Source organism: Pseudomonas sp. TE3899 (genome assembly GCF_056279105.1).
This window is the reverse complement of sequence record NZ_JBWBQR010000001.1, coordinates 2,596,052-2,613,139: the sequence shown is the minus strand read 5'-3', so window position 1 is coordinate 2,613,139 and position 17,088 is coordinate 2,596,052. Positions and strand designations below refer to the sequence as shown.

The 17,088-nt window shown below is 58.4% G+C and carries 16 protein-coding genes and 1 tRNA gene; 12 read left to right on the top strand and 5 right to left on the bottom strand.

Features of this window, described 5'->3' with window-relative positions; translation table 11 throughout:
* From ACZ89E_RS11840 to ACZ89E_RS11810, 7 genes are all read left to right on the top strand, one after another.
* Window positions 1–792 (top strand): ABC transporter ATP-binding protein, encoded by a 792-nt coding sequence (locus ACZ89E_RS11840; protein WP_133836944.1) that lies wholly within the window; start codon window positions 1–3, stop codon window positions 790–792.
* Entirely contained in the window at window positions 789–1,574 is a 786-nt protein-coding gene (locus ACZ89E_RS11835) for an IucA/IucC family C-terminal-domain containing protein (protein WP_149658874.1), read from the top strand. The genes ACZ89E_RS11840 and ACZ89E_RS11835 overlap by 4 nt, the downstream gene beginning before the upstream one ends.
* The gene (locus tag ACZ89E_RS11830; RefSeq protein ID WP_476255707.1) at window positions 1,571–2,206 is read left to right on the top strand and encodes an RraA family protein; all 636 of its coding nucleotides are present in this window, start codon (window positions 1,571–1,573) and stop codon (window positions 2,204–2,206) included. Before ACZ89E_RS11835 ends, ACZ89E_RS11830 begins: the two co-directional genes overlap by 4 nt.
* A gap of 352 nt (window positions 2,207–2,558) precedes the next feature.
* Window positions 2,559–5,390, top strand: a complete 2,832-nt coding sequence (locus ACZ89E_RS11825) for a xanthine dehydrogenase family protein molybdopterin-binding subunit (protein ID WP_463260071.1) — start codon at window positions 2,559–2,561, stop codon at window positions 5,388–5,390.
* Entirely contained in the window at window positions 5,383–5,922 is a 540-nt protein-coding gene (locus ACZ89E_RS11820; RefSeq protein WP_123403637.1) for a (2Fe-2S)-binding protein, read from the top strand. The genes ACZ89E_RS11825 and ACZ89E_RS11820 overlap by 8 nt, the downstream gene beginning before the upstream one ends.
* A 3-nt stretch (window positions 5,923–5,925) precedes the next feature.
* A complete protein-coding gene (locus ACZ89E_RS11815; protein WP_476255706.1) occupies window positions 5,926–7,161 on the top strand; it encodes a c-type cytochrome in 1,236 nt (411 codons plus the stop codon).
* Window position 7,162: 1 nt separating this feature from the next.
* On the top strand, window positions 7,163–8,122 hold the full coding sequence (locus ACZ89E_RS11810) for an XdhC family protein (protein WP_476255705.1): 960 nt from the start codon (window positions 7,163–7,165) through the stop codon (window positions 8,120–8,122).
* Between the two features lie 151 nt (window positions 8,123–8,273).
* Here the strand turns inward: ACZ89E_RS11810 and ACZ89E_RS11805 are convergent, their stop codons facing one another.
* Window positions 8,274–9,557, bottom strand: coding sequence for an NAD(P)/FAD-dependent oxidoreductase (locus ACZ89E_RS11805; protein ID WP_476255704.1), 1,284 nt, complete (start codon window positions 9,555–9,557; stop codon window positions 8,274–8,276).
* Between the two features lie 183 nt (window positions 9,558–9,740).
* Here ACZ89E_RS11805 and ACZ89E_RS11800 point away from each other — a divergent pair.
* Both ACZ89E_RS11800 and ACZ89E_RS11795 read left to right on the top strand, forming a co-directional pair.
* A tRNA-Val gene (locus tag ACZ89E_RS11800) sits at window positions 9,741–9,817 on the top strand.
* Between the two features lie 619 nt (window positions 9,818–10,436).
* A complete protein-coding gene (locus ACZ89E_RS11795; protein ID WP_476255703.1) occupies window positions 10,437–11,402 on the top strand; it encodes a CFI-box-CTERM domain-containing protein in 966 nt (321 codons plus the stop codon).
* 150 nt (window positions 11,403–11,552) lie between these two features.
* Here ACZ89E_RS11795 and ACZ89E_RS11790 read toward each other — a convergent pair whose 3' ends face one another.
* Window positions 11,553–11,891: a DUF7668 domain-containing protein gene (locus tag ACZ89E_RS11790; RefSeq protein ID WP_476255702.1), complete on the bottom strand. Its 339-nt coding sequence runs from the start codon at window positions 11,889–11,891 to the stop codon at window positions 11,553–11,555.
* A gap of 93 nt (window positions 11,892–11,984) precedes the next feature.
* Window positions 11,985–12,437 (bottom strand): aminoglycoside 6'-N-acetyltransferase, encoded by a 453-nt coding sequence (gene aac(6') / locus ACZ89E_RS11785; protein WP_476255701.1) that lies wholly within the window; start codon window positions 12,435–12,437, stop codon window positions 11,985–11,987.
* A 143-nt stretch (window positions 12,438–12,580) separates the two neighbouring features.
* On the opposite strand from aac(6'), the gene ACZ89E_RS11780 reads away from it, so the two are divergent.
* The 3 genes from ACZ89E_RS11780 (at window position 12,581) to ACZ89E_RS11770 (ending at window position 14,914) form a co-directional block, all read left to right on the top strand.
* Entirely contained in the window at window positions 12,581–12,826 is a 246-nt protein-coding gene (locus ACZ89E_RS11780; RefSeq protein WP_476255700.1) for a hypothetical protein, read from the top strand.
* A 126-nt stretch (window positions 12,827–12,952) separates the two neighbouring features.
* Window positions 12,953–13,189: a YceK/YidQ family lipoprotein gene (locus tag ACZ89E_RS11775; RefSeq protein WP_463260078.1), complete on the top strand. Its 237-nt coding sequence runs from the start codon at window positions 12,953–12,955 to the stop codon at window positions 13,187–13,189.
* Between the two features lie 1,356 nt (window positions 13,190–14,545).
* Window positions 14,546–14,914 carry a DUF6124 family protein gene (locus ACZ89E_RS11770; RefSeq protein WP_476255699.1) on the top strand — a complete coding sequence of 123 codons (369 nt, stop codon included), beginning with the start codon at window positions 14,546–14,548 and terminating at the stop codon, window positions 14,912–14,914.
* Window positions 14,915–14,972: 58 nt separating this feature from the next.
* On the opposite strand, the gene ACZ89E_RS11765 is transcribed toward ACZ89E_RS11770, so the two are convergent.
* Entirely contained in the window at window positions 14,973–16,376 is a 1,404-nt protein-coding gene (locus ACZ89E_RS11765) for a heavy metal sensor histidine kinase (RefSeq protein WP_476255698.1), read from the bottom strand.
* On the bottom strand, window positions 16,373–17,044 hold the full coding sequence (locus tag ACZ89E_RS11760; protein WP_149658866.1) for a heavy metal response regulator transcription factor: 672 nt from the start codon (window positions 17,042–17,044) through the stop codon (window positions 16,373–16,375). Before ACZ89E_RS11760 ends, ACZ89E_RS11765 begins: the two co-directional genes overlap by 4 nt.
* Between the last annotated feature and the right edge of the window lie 44 nt (window positions 17,045–17,088).

The window sequence follows — 17,088 nt, the reverse complement described above, 5'->3', positions numbered from 1 at the left end:
ATGACGTCGATTGCAAGTCGCGGCCTGACCCTGAGTTATCAGCGCCAGGTGATTATTGACGCGCTGGACATGCAACTGCCCCAGGGCAAGATTTCGGTATTGATCGGCAGCAATGGCTGCGGCAAAAGCACGCTGCTCAAATCCTTCGCCCGGCTGCTGAAACCGCAGCAGGGTTCGGTGATTCTCAACGGGGTGGATATCCAGCAAAAGTCCACGGCGGCGGTGGCCCGGGAACTGGCGATCCTGCCCCAGACCCCGAGTGCGCCGGAGGGCATCACTGTTCGCCAGTTAGTGGCGCTGGGTCGATATCCGTACCAGAGCTGGATGCAACAGTGGTCGGCGGAAGACGAAGCCATGGTCAACCGCGCCCTGGCGCAAACCAGCCTGCTGACCCTGGCGGATCGCCCGGTGGACGCATTGTCCGGTGGCCAGCGCCAACGGGCGTGGATCGCCATGACCCTGGCCCAGGACACCGGCATCGTGCTGCTCGATGAGCCGACCACGTTCCTCGATCTGGCGCACCAGATCGAAGTGCTAGACCTGCTGCGCGACCTCAACCGCCTCGAAAACAAAACCATCATCATGGTGCTCCACGACCTCAATCTGGCCTGCCGTTACGCCGACCACATGGTCGCCGTGCACAACCAGACCGCGTTCGCCCAGGGCCGGCCCGATGAGGTGTTGACCGAAGCGTTGGTCAAAACCGTGTTCGACCTCAATTGCCGGATCATCCCCGATCCGTTTTTCGGCACGCCGTTGTGCATTCCATTTGGCCGGGAACTGCCGCAATGAATCTGGCGGGGCATTTCACCGAGACGGAATGGGCGGTGCTGTCCGGCGGGTTGCGGCTCAAGGACAGCAACGAGCGCGACCCGTTGCGGGCGCTGATGGCTCGGGAGTTGTTGCAAGAGGACGTCTGCGTGCAATTGCTGGATGCGTTAGGCCCGGTGATCGGCTCGCCAACCCGGGCGATTACTGCCTCGCTGTTGGGCAAGCGTTTGTCGTTCCTGGCGACCGGCGCGTGTTTGTATGCGATGTCGGTGTACGACAAAGGGCTGCTGCTGACCCTCGACAACACGGTAGTCGAATACGGCCACGATGATGGGTTGTGGACGTCGTCGTTTCCTTTGCTTCACGGTCAGCCGCTGACCTATGGCGCCAACGAGCGCGAGGCCTGGCGGGAAGCTTTGGTGCAAGGACTGTTCGCCGGATTGCTGAAACCGTTGTGGCAGACCTTCAACAAAGTCACGGGTGTGTCCCGGCGCATCCTCTGGGAAAACACGGCGGTGCGCGTGTATTCGCTGTATGAAAAACGCATGGCGAAAATCGACGATCCAGTGATCCGCGAACGTTGTGAAGCGGACTTTCAGTGGCTGCTGACCCAGGCCGAGCCAGCGTTGTTCGGTCTCGATTACAACCCGTTGAGCCATTTCCGCCGACCGCCGACGTTGGTGGACGATGGGCAACGCAGCATTCGTTTTCGCCGCACCTGTTGTTTTTATTACCTGGCCACCGAGCCTGCGGAATATTGCTCGACCTGCCCACTGTTGCGCCCGGGGAAAAAGTGCCGATGAGTTATCAGATCAACCCTCGCCAGCAACATTTCGATGCGCTGTTGCTCGAAAAATACCGGTCGATCCCGGCCTCCACCCTCGGTCACTTTTCCGACCAAGGCTTCCTGCGCGGGATCAAACCGTTGTTCAACAACATCCGCATGGTCGGCAACGTGGTCACGGTCAAAGTCTTCCCGCCGGATGGCAGCGTCTTGCGTGAAGCGCTGTTGCTGAGTGAGCCGGGGGATGTGCTGGTGATTGAATGTGTGGGCGATCAAGAGTGCGGTTGTTGGGGTGAGTTGCGGACGTTGGCCGGGTTGATTAAGGGGTTGGCCGGGGTGGTGGTGTCCGGGGCGGTCACGGATGTCAGCGCGCTACGCCAACATGGATTGCCGGTGTTTTGTCGCGATGTCAGTGCGTTCACCACCCGGGGCATTGGTGCCCAAGGGGAGGTGAATCAGCCGATTCAGATTGGCGAAATTCAAGTTCATCCGGGCGATCTGGCCATCGGCGACGATGACGGCGTCTTCATCCTCGACGCCGGGCGAGCCGCCGAGCTACTGCCCGAATTATTAGCCAAAGAAGAAACCGACCAACGCCGCCGCGCAGAATTCCAGCAGAGACTCGCAACCCGACGTACGCAAAACCTGTAGGAGCAAGGCTTGCCCGCGAAGGCGTCCTCACTGGCGCTAAAAGCTTCGCGGGCAAGCCTCGCTCCTACAGGGTTCTGCGTTTTTTCACGGTAGGGAACAGCGTTTTTTATCGATAGAGAGCAGCATTTCCCATAGATCTATTGCAGCGCAACGCCGCAATACTTTGATTCCTTGGTCAGTTTTTTTGTAACAGGTTGTTTGCCGCAAGCGCAGAAACCTTTAAAGTTAACCTTTCGGTCAGCTTTGCACTGTCTATTCAGCCTTTTGCTTCGTCCAAAAGCGCTCCTGCAAGACGCGAGATCCCCAGAACATAACCAGAAGGGCGGACCCATAACCGCCCAGAGGATGATCCATGTCCAACCGTGAAATATCCCGGCGCTCGTTCCTTCAGGGCGGGCTGGTGGCGGGTGTGAGCGTGACGCTTACACCGCTCAGCTCCCAGGCGCTGGCGGCCTTGATGGAAAACAGCGTGACCGTGCCGTCCGAGCAATGGCTCGGCAACAACGGCAAGGCGCGCCAACGTAACGATGCCTTGTCCAAGGTCTGCGGCAGCAAAGTCTTTGCTCGCGACATCCGCGCCAAGGACATGCCGGGCTGGCCCCAGCAGCAGGGCCACGCCATGTTGCTGAAAATCACCAAGGCCGACCGCATCTACGCCGGCTATGACCTGGCGTGGCTCGGCGCCGATTTGCAGCCCGACCGCATCGTCACCGCCGCCGATCTGGACAAGGACGGCATCGTCTTCCCGGAAGAGCACGCCCCCGATCCGCTGCTGCCGGAAGGCAAAGTGCCGATGTTCATCGGTCACCCGGTGGCGATTCTGATCTGGAACGATTTCGAGCGGTTCCGCCAGGCCAAGGCGAAGCTCAAATTCAATGACAAAGCCATCCGCTACGGTGCCCAAGTGCCGTTCTACGAAGGCGATCCCTACGGCAGCTTCCGCTATGTGCGTGTCGGCGGCGCGACCTCGGCGGACGAAGACGAATTCGCCAGCCTCAAGGATTCGATCCTGTTCCCGATGCTGAAAAACCGTCGCCCGGTGTGGAATTCCCAGCCGGACCTGCACGGCAACCTGACCGAGCGCGGATTGTTTTACGCCGACCGCATGAAGCAGCAAATCGACAGCCCGCCGGACAACTGGCTGGTGTTCGACGAACGCTACAAAACCCCGTCGATCGAGCCGGCCGCGATGGAGCCGGACAACGGCAACGGCTGGTACGACCCGGCGACCAAGACCCTGCACTTTGTGGTCGCCACCCAGTGCCCACTGGAAGCCGCCACCGAAACCGCGAAGATGATCGCGCCGTCGCGTTTCGGCCTGGCCAACCTGAACATGCACCCGGGTTACACCGTCGGCTACGGTTCCAAAGACCACAACATCTTCGTCTACTACGCCGCCCTGGCCGCGTTGTACGGCGCTGGTGTGCCGGTGCGTCTGGCCAACGACCGCTACGAGCAGTTCCAGAGCGGCATCAAGCGTCACCCGTTCGACATCCGCTACCAACTGGCCGTGGACAAGACCGATCACAGCTTCAAGATTTTCCGCGCCGAGATGAGCGTCGACGGCGGCGGACGGATCAACTACAGCCCTTCGGTGGCGGCGGTTGGCGCCACGGCGGCGCAGTCGATCTACTACATGCCGCAGAACGATTTGCAGGTCACGGCTTACCATTCCCGCGCCGTTGAAGCGGGTTCGATGCGCGGCTACGGCACCCTGCAAAGCATGGCCTCCACCGAGATGATGGTCGATGAAATCGCCGGTCGCCTCGGCATCGACGCCATCGACCTGCGCAAGAAAAACGCCATGCTCTCGGGCATGAAAAACACCCAGGGCGCGGTCCCGGCCGGTGCCTTGCGCCTGCACGAAATCCTCGACAAAGCCGCGGTCCACGAAGTCTGGAAAAATCGTGATCTGATCAAGCTGCAGCGCGAAGCCGCCGACCCGGATCACTGGTATGGCGTGGGTTTCGCCATCTGCCAGAAAGACTTCGGCACCGGTTCCGAAGCGCCGATGGCCAGCATCGAATTCACCGCCGAAGGCCACGTGACCCTGCGCCATATCGGCATCGAAATCGGCACCGGCATGTCCACCTCCCAAGCCTTGGTGGTGGCGGATTTCATTGGCATCCCGGCCACGGAAGTGAAGACCGGCGAAACCGAATGGAAAGAGTTGCAGCTGATCACCGGCGGCAACCCGTACATCATGAGCCAGGCCGAGCAGGACGGTTTCCTGCGCAACCCGCGCTGGGTTGGCAAACTCGCCTCGGCCTCGTCGGCGACCAACTCCGCGTACTACTTCAGCCACGCCACCCGCGAAGCGTCCCGGGTGCTGTTCAACCACGGCTTGTGGCCGGCAGCGTTGCAGATCTGGGGCCAGGGCCCTTACGGCGGCCAGGCCAACCCGTACGTGGTGCGCCGCGAAGACGCGCATTGGGTCGACGGCAAACTCACCGCCAACGGCATGCAGCCGCTGAGCTTTGAACAGTTGGCGAAACACGCCCACGAAAAAGGCCTGGTGACGGGCGCGACCGTGCACGGTTTCAACCGCTGGAGCTGGGCCGAGGCCGAGTTCAGCATCGACGGTGTGCGCGAACGCCTACCGCTGGATGGCTTGGCCGTGAAGTACGGCGACGGCGCGCCAAACGCGAAGAAAGCACAGATGACCAGCAACGGTTTCCACCTGCTGGATCGCCAGAACGTGCACTACCCGGACACCCAGTTGAACAACGCCGCCGTGACTTACTACAGCCCGGTCGCAACGCTGGTGGAATTGAAAGTGAACAAGGGCTCGGCCGAAGTGCAAGTGCTCAACCATCACTCGTGGGTCGAGTGCGGTCGGGTGCTGGTGGAAGAACTGGTCAGGGGCCAGCTCGAAGGCGGCATTGCCATGGGCATCGGCCATGCGCTGCTCGAAGAGATGCCGCTGTACGAAGGCGGGCCGGGGGAGGGTGACTGGAACTTCAACCGTTACCGCTTGCCAATGGCGCGCCACGTCGCGGTGTGGAACCAGACCGCCGAGATCCTGCCGCCGCTGTCGCCGAGCGATCCATCGAAGGGCATTGCCGAAGTGGTGATGATCCCGGTGGTCGGCGCCATCGGTAATGCCGTGGCCCACGCCATCGGCAAACGGGTCCGCGACCTGCCCATCACTTCCGCACGCATCAAGGAGGCCCTCAATGGCTAACCGTCCGTTTCAACTGACCCTCAACGGTCAATCCGTCGGCCCGGTGGACATCCCTGATGACCTGCCGATGATCGATTACCTGCACGAATACAAAAACCTCACCGGCTCGCGCCTCGGCTGCGGCCAGGGCATCTGCCATGCCTGTGTGGTGATCGTCGATAACCCCGACGGCACCAGTGAAGAAGTGCGCACCTGCATCACCGGTGCGCACTATTTCGAAGGCAAGAAAGTGCGGACCATCGAAGGTCACGCGACCCGCGACGAGCAGGGCAAGGTCACTGAGCTGAACCCGATCCAGCAGCGTTTCGTCGATGAGTTTGCCTTCCAGTGCAGCTACTGCGCGCCGGGTTTCGTCAACGCGGCGACGGTGTTAGTGGAAAAACTGCAGCGTCAGCCGATCGTCAAAAGTCAGCTGGAAAAAGTCATCGAGGACAGCCTCGGCCACCACATCTGCCGCTGCACCGGCTACGTGCGCTATTACAGCGCCACTCGCAACGTGCTGACCGATCTCGGCCTGGTCAAGGAGGGTTAAGCCATGAACCGTTTACTTTCCCGCCTGGCATTGGCAGTTGGCCTGGCTGCGCCGGTGTTGCTGGCTCACGCGGATGATCAGGTGAAGCGCGGCGAATACCTCGCCCGCGCCGCTGACTGCATGGCCTGCCACACCGCACCGGGCGGCGCGCCGTTTGCCGGTGGGCTGCCGATCGTTTCGCCGTTTGGGACGATCTACGGCACCAACATCACCCCGAGCAAAGAGCACGGCATCGGTTTGTACAACGATGACGAATTCTTCGCCGCGCTCACCGAAGGCAAGCGCCGGGATGGCGCGAACCTGTACCCGGCGATGCCCTACACCTCGTATCACTTGATGCCGCGCGCAGATTCCGACGCGATCCACGCCTACCTGAAAACCGTCGAGCCCATCGAACGCGCCGCCCCGGTCACTAGCCTGAGCTTCCCGTTCAACGTGCGCCTGGGTTTGATGGGTTGGAACATGCTCTACGGCAAGGACGTGAAACTGGCGCCCACCGACGGCAAAAGCGAGGCGTTCAAGCGCGGTGAGTACATGGTCGAAGTGCTCGGCCACTGCGGCGAATGCCACACCCCTCGCGGCTTGCCCGGCGCGATGCAGCAGGACAAACGCCTGACCGGCGGCCTGCTCAACGGCTACCTGGCGCCAAGCCTGTTGGCCACGGACCTGGCCGCTCGTGGCTGGAATCAGCAGGACCTGAGCACCTTCCTCAAGCACGGCATGAGCGCCCAGGGCACGATGTTCAACGAGATGTTCCCGGTGTTCCACAACAGCACCCAAGGCCTCAGCGACCCGGACCTGGCAGCCATGGCCACGTACCTGCTGGGCGATCCTGCCCCGGTGGCGAAGGTGCTGACTGAAGTGCCGCTGGAACAGATGAGCCCCAGCGCCCAACGCGGTCGCCAGGACTACCTGAACGTCTGCGCCGGTTGCCACGCGCCGAACGGCGAGGGCAAACCGCACATCGCCGTGGCCATGCGCGGCAACACCACGTTGCGCCTGGAAGATCCGCGCAACCTGCTGCGGGTGATCGAGGGCGGCATCGGCGAGCAGAAATTCGCCGGGTTCGAACGCATGCAACCGATGCCGGGGTTTGCCGACAAACTCAGCCATGAGCAACTGACCGATCTGCTGAATTACCTGCGTCAGGGTTGGGGCGGTCAGTCTGCTGAATTGGCGGTGAGCGATGTGCAGAAGCTGCAAGCGGACGCACCACCGACCGAGCACAAGGCGCACTGACATGCAGCATCTCGATCTGCAAGTGGTGCGCCGGGCGCTGGAGTGGTCTTGCGCCGGTCAGCGGGTTTGGCTGTGCACGGTGTTGGCCACTTACGGCTCGGCGCCGCGCGCGCCGGGGTCGTTGTTGGCGGTGAACGTTGAGGGGCAGTGGATCGGTTCGCTGTCCGGCGGGTGTGTTGAGGAGGATTTCCTTGAGCGCGTTGCCGAGGGTTTGTTCGATCAGTCCATCAGCGTGGTGCGTTACGGGGCAGGCGACGGGGTGAGTCTGCCCTGTGGCGGCGTGCTCGATGTGATGGTGGAGAAGCTGGAACCGGATTGCGCGGTTCAGGCGCATCTGCGCGAGCTGGAGTCGGCGTTGTTGGGGCAGCGTCGGTTGATCCGCGAGGTCGATCTGGCCAGCGGTGCGCGCAGTGTGTTTGCGGACAGCGAGCAGGGGGTGCGTATCGAACGCGAAATCGACCGAGTGCGCGTGCGGATCGGTGCGGCGCAGCGGTTGTTGCTGGCCGGATATTCCAGCGTTGCCCAAGCGTGTGCGGAGTTTGCCGTGGGCCTGGGGTTCGAGGTGATTCTGTGCGATCCCCGGGATGAAGTGCTGGACGGCGTGGTGCTGGACGGCGTCGAAATTCGTCGCCAATTGCCATCGGTGTTTATCGCCGATGGTGGCTGCCACAGCGACACGGCGGTGGTGGCGCTGACCCACGATCCACGCATCGATGACCTGGCGATGATGGAAGCGGTGCGTACTGACGCGTTCTACATCGGTGTGATGGGGTCGATGCAGACATCGCAAAAGCGCTTCGAGCGGTTGCGCCGGATTGGTGGGTTGGGCGATGCCGAGTTGGCGCGGATTCATGCGCCGATTGGCTTGAACCTGGGCAGCAAGACCCCGGCGGAAATCGCCTTGGCAGTCTTGGCCGACATCCTGCGAATCCGCAGCGGTATTCCACGGAATCAGCTGTGACCCCTTGTAGGAGCGCCATCCCGCAGGAACGCCTCTAATCCCTGTAGGAGCGAGGCTTGCCCGCGAAGAGGCCGTCACATTCAATATCCATGTTGACTGATGGTCCGCCTTCGCGAGCAAGCCTCGCTCCGACACGGAACCGTGGTGTTGGTCAGTACCCGAACTTGTCCCGCAACCCGTAATACCAAGCCCCCAACGCCGCAAACGGCGTGCGCAGCAATTGCCCACCCGGAAACGGGTAATGCGGCAAATCCGCAAACGCATCAAACCGTTCAGCCTGACCCCGCAACGCCTCGGCCAGCACTTTGCCCGCCAAATGCGTGTACGTCACACCATGGCCGCTGCAACCCTGGGAGTAATAAATGTTGTCCCCCAGCCGCCCAACCTGCGGAAGACGCGACAACGTCAGCAGGAAGTTGCCGGTCCAGGCGTAGTCAATCTTCACGTCCTTCAACTGCGGAAACGCCTTGAGCATCTTCGGCCGAATAATCGCCTCGATATTCGCCGGATCCCGGGCGCCATACACCACGCCACCGCCGAAGACCAAACGCTTGTCCCCGGTCAAACGGTAGTAATCGAGCAAGTAATTGCAGTCCTCGACGCAATAATCCTGCGGCAAAAGACTCTTGGCCAACGCATCGCCCAACGGTTCGGTGGTAATCACCTGAGTCCCGCACGGCATCGACTTCGCCGCCAACTCCGGCACCAGATTGCCGAGGTAAGCATTGCCCGCCACGATAATGAACTTGGCCCGAACCTTACCCTGCGGCGTATGCACCACCGGATTCGCCCCGCGCTCAATGCGCACCGCCGGCGACTGCTCATAAATAGTGCCGCCCAACGACTCCACGGCCGCCGCTTCACCCAGCGCCAGGTTCAACGGGTGAATATGCCCGCCGCTCATATCGAGCATGCCGCCGACATACTGATCACACGCCACCACATCACGGATGCGCGTCTGATCCAGCAACTCAAGCTGCGTATGCCCGAAGCGCTCCCACAACCGCTTCTGCGATTCCAGATGCCCCATCTGCTTGGCCGTGATGGCAGCGAACACACCACCGTCCTTCAAATCGCACTGGATATTATATTTGGCGACCCGCTCACGAATGATCCGCCCGCCCTCAAACGCCATCTGCCCCAACAACTGCGCCTGCTTGGGCCCGACACTGCGCTCGATCACATCAATGTCACGGCTATAACTGTTAACGATCTGCCCACCGTTGCGCCCCGACGCCCCAAACCCGACCTTGGCCGCCTCAAGCACCGTGACCTTAAAACCGTTCTCCAGCAAAAACAGGGCAGAGGACAAACCGGTGTAACCGGCGCCAATCACACAGACATCAGTCTCTACGTCACCCTGCAACGCCGGGCGCGGCGGCACCGCATTCGCCGATGCAGCGTAATAGGACTCTGGGTAGGGGGTGTTCGCCATCCTGCAGCCTCTGTTTAATATATTTTACGAGTCCGCCGATCCTACCCGAGTTAAAAAACCGCCGCCAGCCACCGGAAAATCTCCGTCGCAGCAGCGAAATTAAATATTTTGCATATTCATAGGGTTAGCTCGAAAAAAGGTGTTGACACCCCTTCGGAATTCCGTAGAATGCCGCCTCACAGCAGGCACGTAGCTCAGTTGGTTAGAGCACCACCTTGACATGGTGGGGGTCGTTGGTTCGAGTCCAATCGCGCCTACCAAACAAAATCCGCTCTGCTGGGCGGTCTAGAAGGGCTCACCGAAAGGTGGGCCCTTTTTTGTTGTCTGGGATTTCTTCAGAGCGTTCAGAAAATATCGAGTTTGTTCACAATCGTTTGGCGATACCTCTAAAACTCTGAGGCGTTGCTTGCCTTGACTTATAGCGGATTGACGCTATCTATTCTTACGGAGCTGGAAGTTTCGGCCCCTGGACTTAATGCGACAACTCTTCATCCTCCGATTGAAGAATCACCGCTACCAAGGATAAGGACAGATTATGTTTGCTGATATCAAGCCCGGACCAAAGCCAGAACGTGAAGACGGCCAAGATGACAGAAGGCGTCACGTTAACCCACCAAACAAACCGAAGCATCCAACGCTCCCGATACACAAACCTTCCAAGTAGAACGCTGAGACCTGTTGAATGCGGTGGAGGTGCCAGATGTGTTGTATTAGCCTGAATCGGGCACGCTCCGCTGCTTTTCAAGACTCGTAAAAAAGCGACAGATCTATTTTCCCGAATCCGCCGTTAAATAAATACGTCCCTTTTTTCTTAGAGAAGGTTTGAAGTAAATGGGTTTCCATCCAGCGCAATGCCCTTCGTGCCTGAAAGACATCCAGGTGCCTGATGACGCAAGGTTCGCAATTTGTATGTACTGCGGCGAGAAAATCTCCATAGCGCAGGTTTCTCCATCTCGCACAGCGCCAAGCGTCGTCAATTTGCTAGGTATGGCACGGACGGCATCTTCCGCTGGTAACCAATCGGAGGCAGAAATTTACTTCAATCGTGTCTTAGAGATAGATCCGACAATTTCCGAAGCGTGGGTAGGTAAAGGAAAGGCTGCTGGCTGGCTGTCCACTATTGCCCATATGCGTTTCAGTGAGATGCTTATCGCGTTTGGCCACGCGATTGCTACAGCCCCAGCCGCTCAAAAAGAATATGAATCAAAAGAGTGTTTAAACGAAGTAAACCTGCTTGTGGTGACGTTGTATGGAATGGCTCGCAAGCATCTGATCGAATTTGTAGCGTTGCCTAACATCTGGTCGGATTACCTCGTGCAGGTAGCCGAAATGCTGGCAACGCTGGAGCAGGGTTTGGCTTGGGCTCCGACGGATAAGATTACGCTGGAAAATATTGTTCACCTCTGCAAGGACAATATCGAAGGGATAAATTATCGAGATGAATTCGACAACAACCTTCCTAAGGTTTGGTACCTTTCACCGGAGTACGAGCGCCTTATCCGACAGAGGCTCGAAGCTGCCGCAACTGCGTTAAAAGCGCTGGATCCTGATTACGTACCTCCTGTGGCTCAGGCCAAAAAGGCCGATGCATGCTTTGTCGTTACCGCGACCATGGGAGATGAAGGCCACCCGACGGTTGTGTTCATGCGTCAATTTCGTGATACGTGGCTGGTGGAGAGGCGCGGTGGCAAAGCATTCATATCATGGTATTACGTGTATGGACCTATCGCTGCAAACGTCATTCGGGATAAGCCTCTACTCAGAGAGCTTTGTTATGCATTTGTGGTTCAACCTGCTGCTTGGATTGCGAAACAGCTTATAAAGTTATCAACGCCTAAAAAGTGATTTGCAACAACAGATCGATAGGGAAAAGGAGACGGATTTATTTTCGTAGATTCGACCAGTAAATAAATCTGTCACCTTTTTGGTCACCTTTTTGCCCCGTCACCTTTTTGCCCCGATGATACTGAAGCTCTCGAAAATCCCATATAGGCTTCATAGAACACGAAGGTCGGTCATTTGTAGCCTTGCTTTGGTTTTGTCATATATCACCTCAAGGGAAAGAGTCAGATCGCTCATTCCTCCTGCTTTTGTCCACAGCGGTACATCGAAAGCTAAGCCAGAGCCATCGTTGTACTCATAAGTATCTATCTTCTCTACGAAAGATGCGGGAGGCAGTACCAATGTATCGCCGTACTCAGAAATGCTTGCCTCGATATCCGATTTGTTTAGCTTGCCATACCAGTTTTCGGCGGAGATTTTATCGAAGTTGCCATTAACCAGTGCGTCAATCAGATCAGTTATTTCTTGTTCGAGGCTCTTATCGTTTTTCATTTTCGTCTGTTCTCGGATATGCGAGTTGAAGGCTCAGGCTTAACATCAGCAGCCTTGAAGTAATCGTTATATTTTTGATCAAGGCCTCTGGCATTACGCTTTGATATCTCCCAACGGCTTCAAAAAGTAAACCACCCGTTCAGTCTCTGCAAAGCCCAAAGCCTTATGCATGGCGTGGCTACCCTGGTTTTCCAGCAGCGCATCCGAAGCCAGTTCAGTGCAGCCCATTTCTTCGGCCCACTGTTGGACGCCCATCACGAGTCGTCGCGCGATGCCTTGGCCTCGACTGGCAGGCTGGACGTACAAACCTTCGAGAAAGGCCACGGGCGAGGAGTGGGTGCCGTTGACGTAGTCCGTTCGGATCGACGCTTCGGCAAACCCTAGCGCGTCGCCTTCCTCATTAACAAAGATCAGTACCAGATAGCGCTCTGGTGCGTTCAGCATGGTTTGTTTGTCATGGTCATTGTCCGCGGCGGAATCTGGCCACAGGGCAATACGCAGGGGCAACCAACCCTGATGGTCGAGCAACGTGCAGCGTTTGATCATTGAGGGAGCGCTCGAAAGAATAACTGCCGAGGATCATAGGTCATCCGCGGCCAGGATGCGTGGCGTCGTGCGGAGCCTCAGGGAGGGGTGCAATTATCTTTTCTGGAGTAAGCTTCCCACCTTTCAGCAAAAGGGGTTGGGTGATGTTTGCACGAATCATTGTGGGCGTTTTGATTGGTCTGGCGGCAGGTCTGTTTCTGCATGGGAAGTTTTCTCTGGAAGAAAAGACGCTGAAAATCATCCAGATTTTTGTTGGCATCGTGGCGATTGGTTTTATCGCTTCATCGTTCATGTTTGGCGCGATGTATGGGGTGTTGGCGGTTGCTGAGATTGCGGGCGGTTATTTCGCCTATACCAAGCTGTTCCAGGGGCAGGCGAGCAAGCCATAAGCCGATCCCGCGCTCCGAGCTGTGCAGTGCGTGGGGCATTCAGTCGCTGATGAACTCGGCATCGGTGACGAACGGCTTGCGATAGCGTCTGCGCAGTTGAGCACATGGAAGTAATAAGGACATTACGTGTTTTGGAAAGTGATCTTACTGGCCATGCTCACCGGTTTAAGTGGCTGCGCGGCGGTCGCTACGCGGATGGATTACAACCATCGTTGTCCCTACCTGGGTGTTCGTTTTGACTGGTGGTTGGTCGGCGAATCCCACGGAAAACTCATTCCCTTTTTGCTGCTCGACGCGCCATTTTCGTTGGTGGTCGATACGGTATTTTTCCCTTTTGAATATCAATACACCTGCAATCTCTGAGGCGTCTATGCCACAGACATGGAACAGTAATAAGGACATTACGTGCTATGGAAGCTTATTTTGATGTTGGCTGTTTCGCAGTTGAACGGTTGCTCCTGGGGGTACGTCCGTTGCGTTTGCAAAAACGCTAACGCCACAAAGAATGATGGACGCAATATTTTTTAGTTTCATTTCGTGGTTCCACCAAATTTCTCGCTCATGATCGTCGGTCGCTATTCCATGCCGCCCCTGCTTGGTCTTGGAGGCGCGTCAGGACACTCATTGGCCCATCGCGTAACTATCATGTTATTGAACTGCTCCCCAATGGTGTCGACGCGCAAGCAGGCGCCGCTCTTTGAGTAGAACAAGATGCAGCGCGAGCTATCAAAAGAACAGACATCTACCTCAAAGAACTTGCGTGCAGCGAGCTCCCGCTCCGTGCCGCTATATTCATAGCCATTGGCATGCATCCGTGTAGGCTTCCACCCTTGTTTGACGAGCTTGGTCCTAGCCTCGACCAATGGCTCGTCGACGGCTATGCCGGCCGGCCCGCGTATGTCGTTCACGGCTTGCGAACCATCCGCAAAAACGGCGCTGGTTCCAACGCAATAAAGTGCTACGAGCGCGAGGATCGAAGCTGTCATTTGACAGTCCCCCCAGCCGATTTGTAACTCGCCAAAAACGTTGAATACTCGACATGCGGGCGTGCCACTGGAGCCGACGACGCGAATCGGTCTATTAAATTTAATGAGGTCATCAGGCCGCTTGGATGGGGCGCGGTATCGAGCGTGCTTTCGCAAGGGGGAAGGCCCGTCCATGGGGAGGAACGCATTAAATTTACAGTCCTTGTAAGTGTGCGTGCGCATAGTCCTACTAAGCAGAAGTTTTGGTCAAGAAATGTTACATGTTGACGAATGATTGGTGGCCAGACTTTGGCCTCTTGCGGGTTGTAGGGTTACCGCCACCTCCACAGTGATTAGCAGCCAAAAATCGTCAGGTAGTTGTCGGATTCTTGAGGTGTGTTTAGCCGTTGAAAACGGATTGTTTAATGACACTCTGTGTTACGCCCTAAAGGCTACAAAACCTTGCGCCTTTACCTACGCGTGCGCCAGAATCCGCCGGCTTGTGCGCTTTGCCCCCGGCCTCTATCGTTTACCTGCCACTGCTCATCAGTGGTCGGGTTTAGTAGCTCGGTTTCCTGGCAGGTGCATAAGCATCTATCAATCAGGCGTTCAATGCCTGTACTTGATGGTGGCTGTGCGCAGGGCGCTCTCGGGCGCGCCGGATTGCTAGGTCCCCGGTCTACTAACCTGCAAACAGCCGCCACCCTTCTGTTTAGTAGCTAAAGCGTTGCGGCCTCATTTGAGGACCTGGTTTATGTTCAAAGTAACGCCGAATCCCCCGCACAACGATCCAGTACCCTACGACGCCTCTTTCGATCTTGATCCCACAAAAATGAAACTGGCGGCCGACCGCGCACTCAACTTCTACCTCAACCCCGGGGCGACGAAAGAGCCGATACCGCCCCGCAAGCGCAGCACCATCTTCACCATCGACGCAGCGGTGGATGACGAAACGTTGCTCCTCGAGGCCAGCGAATCGTTCGCACAAGCCCGCGAGATGGTCAACGATCTCGCCGACCTGGCGGACAACCCGCGACGTCATACGATGCTGGTGCTGGCCCGTGTGATTCTGATGGGTGAGTTAGCGGTCAACCGCGTACTGGACAACCACAAGCCTGGATAGCCACCAGGCACCGTAACGAGGGGATTGCCCCCTCGTTACTTCATCAGCGCGGCAAGGATCATCCCTCCAACACCCGCCCCGGAAAAAACAACTCAAAACACGTCACCCCACCCTCACTGGTGACGCCATACCGCCCGTTATGCAACTGCATGATCGTCGCCACAATCGACAACCCCAACCCATTCGATTGCGCCGACCGTTCCCGCGACTCATCCACCCGATAAAACCGATCAAACAATTTCGGCAGATGCTCCGCCGCGATGGTCGTGCCGTGGTTGCTCACCCGCAGGCTGATCCCATCAGCAGAAGGCGTCGCACTCACCACCAATTCCGAATCCGGCGCGCCATATTTGATGGCGTTGGAACACAGGTTGGCCAGTGCCCGGCGCAGTAGCATCGGCTCGGCCCAGATCACGCCGCTGCCGTGGGCGTTGATGCTGATCCCGGCGTCCGCCGCCAGTCCTTCAAAGTAATCCGCCATGCGCTCCATCTCATCTGCCGCGTCCAGTTCCTGGCGTTGGCGCAGGGCGCTGGCCGGGTCGGTGCGGGCCAGGAACAGCATGTTGTCGAGCATGCGCGCCAGGCGTTCGAGTTCTTCGACGTTGGAGGCGAGCAGTTGTTGGTAGGCTTCGACGCTGCGGTTTTGCTGGAGGGCGACCTGGGTTTCGCCGAGCAGGTTGTTGATCGGGGTGCGCAGTTCGTGGGCCATGTCGGTGGAGACCTGGCCGAGCTGGATAAAGCCTTTGGCGAGGCGGTCGAGCACGCCGTTGAAGGCGTCGATCATCGGCAACACTTCCAGCGGCGCGCCGTGGCTGTCGAGGCGTTCGGTGAGGTTGCCGACGCCGATGCCATGGGCGTGTCTGGCCAGGCGGCGCAGGGGCAGCAGCCCGCGATACAGCAGCAAATAGCCGCAGAGCGCGAGCAATAGGGCGGCGACGCCGGCGAGGAAGTAAACGCGCAACCGGTAGTTGGCCAGCACGCTGGTGCGCTCGGTCATCAGTCGACCGGCCACGACTTGCAGGCTGCCCAAATCGCCCGAGTCGATGGTCGCCGCCAGCGCCGCGAAGGGCACGCCGTCCACGCCGGAAAAATGCTGCACGTCGGCCAGGACCAGCGGATGGTCCATGGTCACGGGCGACAGGTTCGGCAAGTCGAGGTTGCCGGGATTGACCACCAGCAACGGTTTTTGTCCGGCCGCACCGATCACCAGCACTGACTCGCGGTTGCCGAGCATGTTCTGGAACAACGCGGGTTTGCTCTTGATCAGGTCGAGGGTGTTGCTGTCATTCAGAAACGTGCGCAGTTGATCCACCCGAGTGATCAGCGCCGCATCGTCGCGCCGGACCAACTCGCGCTCCAGCTCGCGATACAAACACACGCCTAACGTGATGACCGAGGCAAACGCCAGCAAGGCAAACAGCAAGGCCAGGCGCAGGGTCAGGGAGTGCGCTCGGCGGTTCATGGCTGCGTATCGAAGCGATAGCCGATGCCGCGCACGCTGTGGATCAGCTTGAGCTGGAACGGGTCGTCGACTTTCAAGCGCAGCCGGCGCACGGCGACGTCCACCACATTGGTGTCGCTGTCGAAATTCATGTCCCACACCCGCGAGGCAATCAGCGAGCGCGACAGCACTTGGCCCTGATGCGTGGCGAACAGGTGCAGCAAGGCGAATTCTTTATTGGTCAGGGTGATCCGCACGCCGTCGCGGGTGATGCGGCGCTTGAGCACGTCGATGTGCAGGTCGGCGACTTGCAGTTGTTCTTCTTCCCGGGATGGGCCACGACGGGTCAGGGTGCGCAGGCGCGCCACCAGTTCGGCGAAGGAGAACGGTTTGATCAGGTAATCGTCGGCACCCAGTTCCAGGCCCTTGATGCGGTCGGCGATGTCGTCGCGGGCGCTGAGGAACAGCACCGGCGTATCGGCTTCCTTGCGCAAGCGCCGCAGCACTTCCCAGCCGTCCATTTTCGGCATCATCACGTCCAGCACGATGACGTCAAACGAGGTTTCCAGGGCCAGGTGCAGGCCATCCACGCCATTGCGCGCCAGGCTGACCGAGTAACCGAGTTCCTGTAGACCGTTGAGCAGGTAGTTGCCGGCCTTGGGCTCGTCTTCAACGACAAGGATATTCATGGTCGATTTCCATCAAGAGTCAGTGCGCCGTGGAGGGCGTGAGC

Bases quoted from the DNA above. Each gene is read 5' to 3' on its own strand.
- ACZ89E_RS11840 (WP_133836944.1), top strand. From the start codon at position 1: ATGACGTCGATTGCAAGTCGCGGCCTGACCCTGAGTTATCAGCGCCAG.
- ACZ89E_RS11835 (WP_149658874.1), top strand. From the start codon at position 789: ATGAATCTGGCGGGGCATTTCACCGAGACGGAATGGGCGGTGCTGTCC.
- ACZ89E_RS11830 (WP_476255707.1), top strand. From the start codon at position 1,571: ATGAGTTATCAGATCAACCCTCGCCAGCAACATTTCGATGCGCTGTTG.
- ACZ89E_RS11825 (WP_463260071.1), top strand. From the start codon at position 2,559: ATGTCCAACCGTGAAATATCCCGGCGCTCGTTCCTTCAGGGCGGGCTG.
- ACZ89E_RS11820 (WP_123403637.1), top strand. From the start codon at position 5,383: ATGGCTAACCGTCCGTTTCAACTGACCCTCAACGGTCAATCCGTCGGC.
- ACZ89E_RS11815 (WP_476255706.1), top strand. From the start codon at position 5,926: ATGAACCGTTTACTTTCCCGCCTGGCATTGGCAGTTGGCCTGGCTGCG.
- ACZ89E_RS11810 (WP_476255705.1), top strand. From the start codon at position 7,163: ATGCAGCATCTCGATCTGCAAGTGGTGCGCCGGGCGCTGGAGTGGTCT.
- ACZ89E_RS11805 (WP_476255704.1), bottom strand. From the start codon at position 9,557: ATGGCGAACACCCCCTACCCAGAGTCCTATTACGCTGCATCGGCGAAT.
- ACZ89E_RS11790 (WP_476255702.1), bottom strand. From the start codon at position 11,891: ATGAAAAACGATAAGAGCCTCGAACAAGAAATAACTGATCTGATTGAC.
- ACZ89E_RS11780 (WP_476255700.1), top strand. From the start codon at position 12,581: ATGTTTGCACGAATCATTGTGGGCGTTTTGATTGGTCTGGCGGCAGGT.
- ACZ89E_RS11770 (WP_476255699.1), top strand. From the start codon at position 14,546: ATGTTCAAAGTAACGCCGAATCCCCCGCACAACGATCCAGTACCCTAC.
- ACZ89E_RS11765 (WP_476255698.1), bottom strand. From the start codon at position 16,376: ATGAACCGCCGAGCGCACTCCCTGACCCTGCGCCTGGCCTTGCTGTTT.
- ACZ89E_RS11760 (WP_149658866.1), bottom strand. From the start codon at position 17,044: ATGAATATCCTTGTCGTTGAAGACGAGCCCAAGGCCGGCAACTACCTG.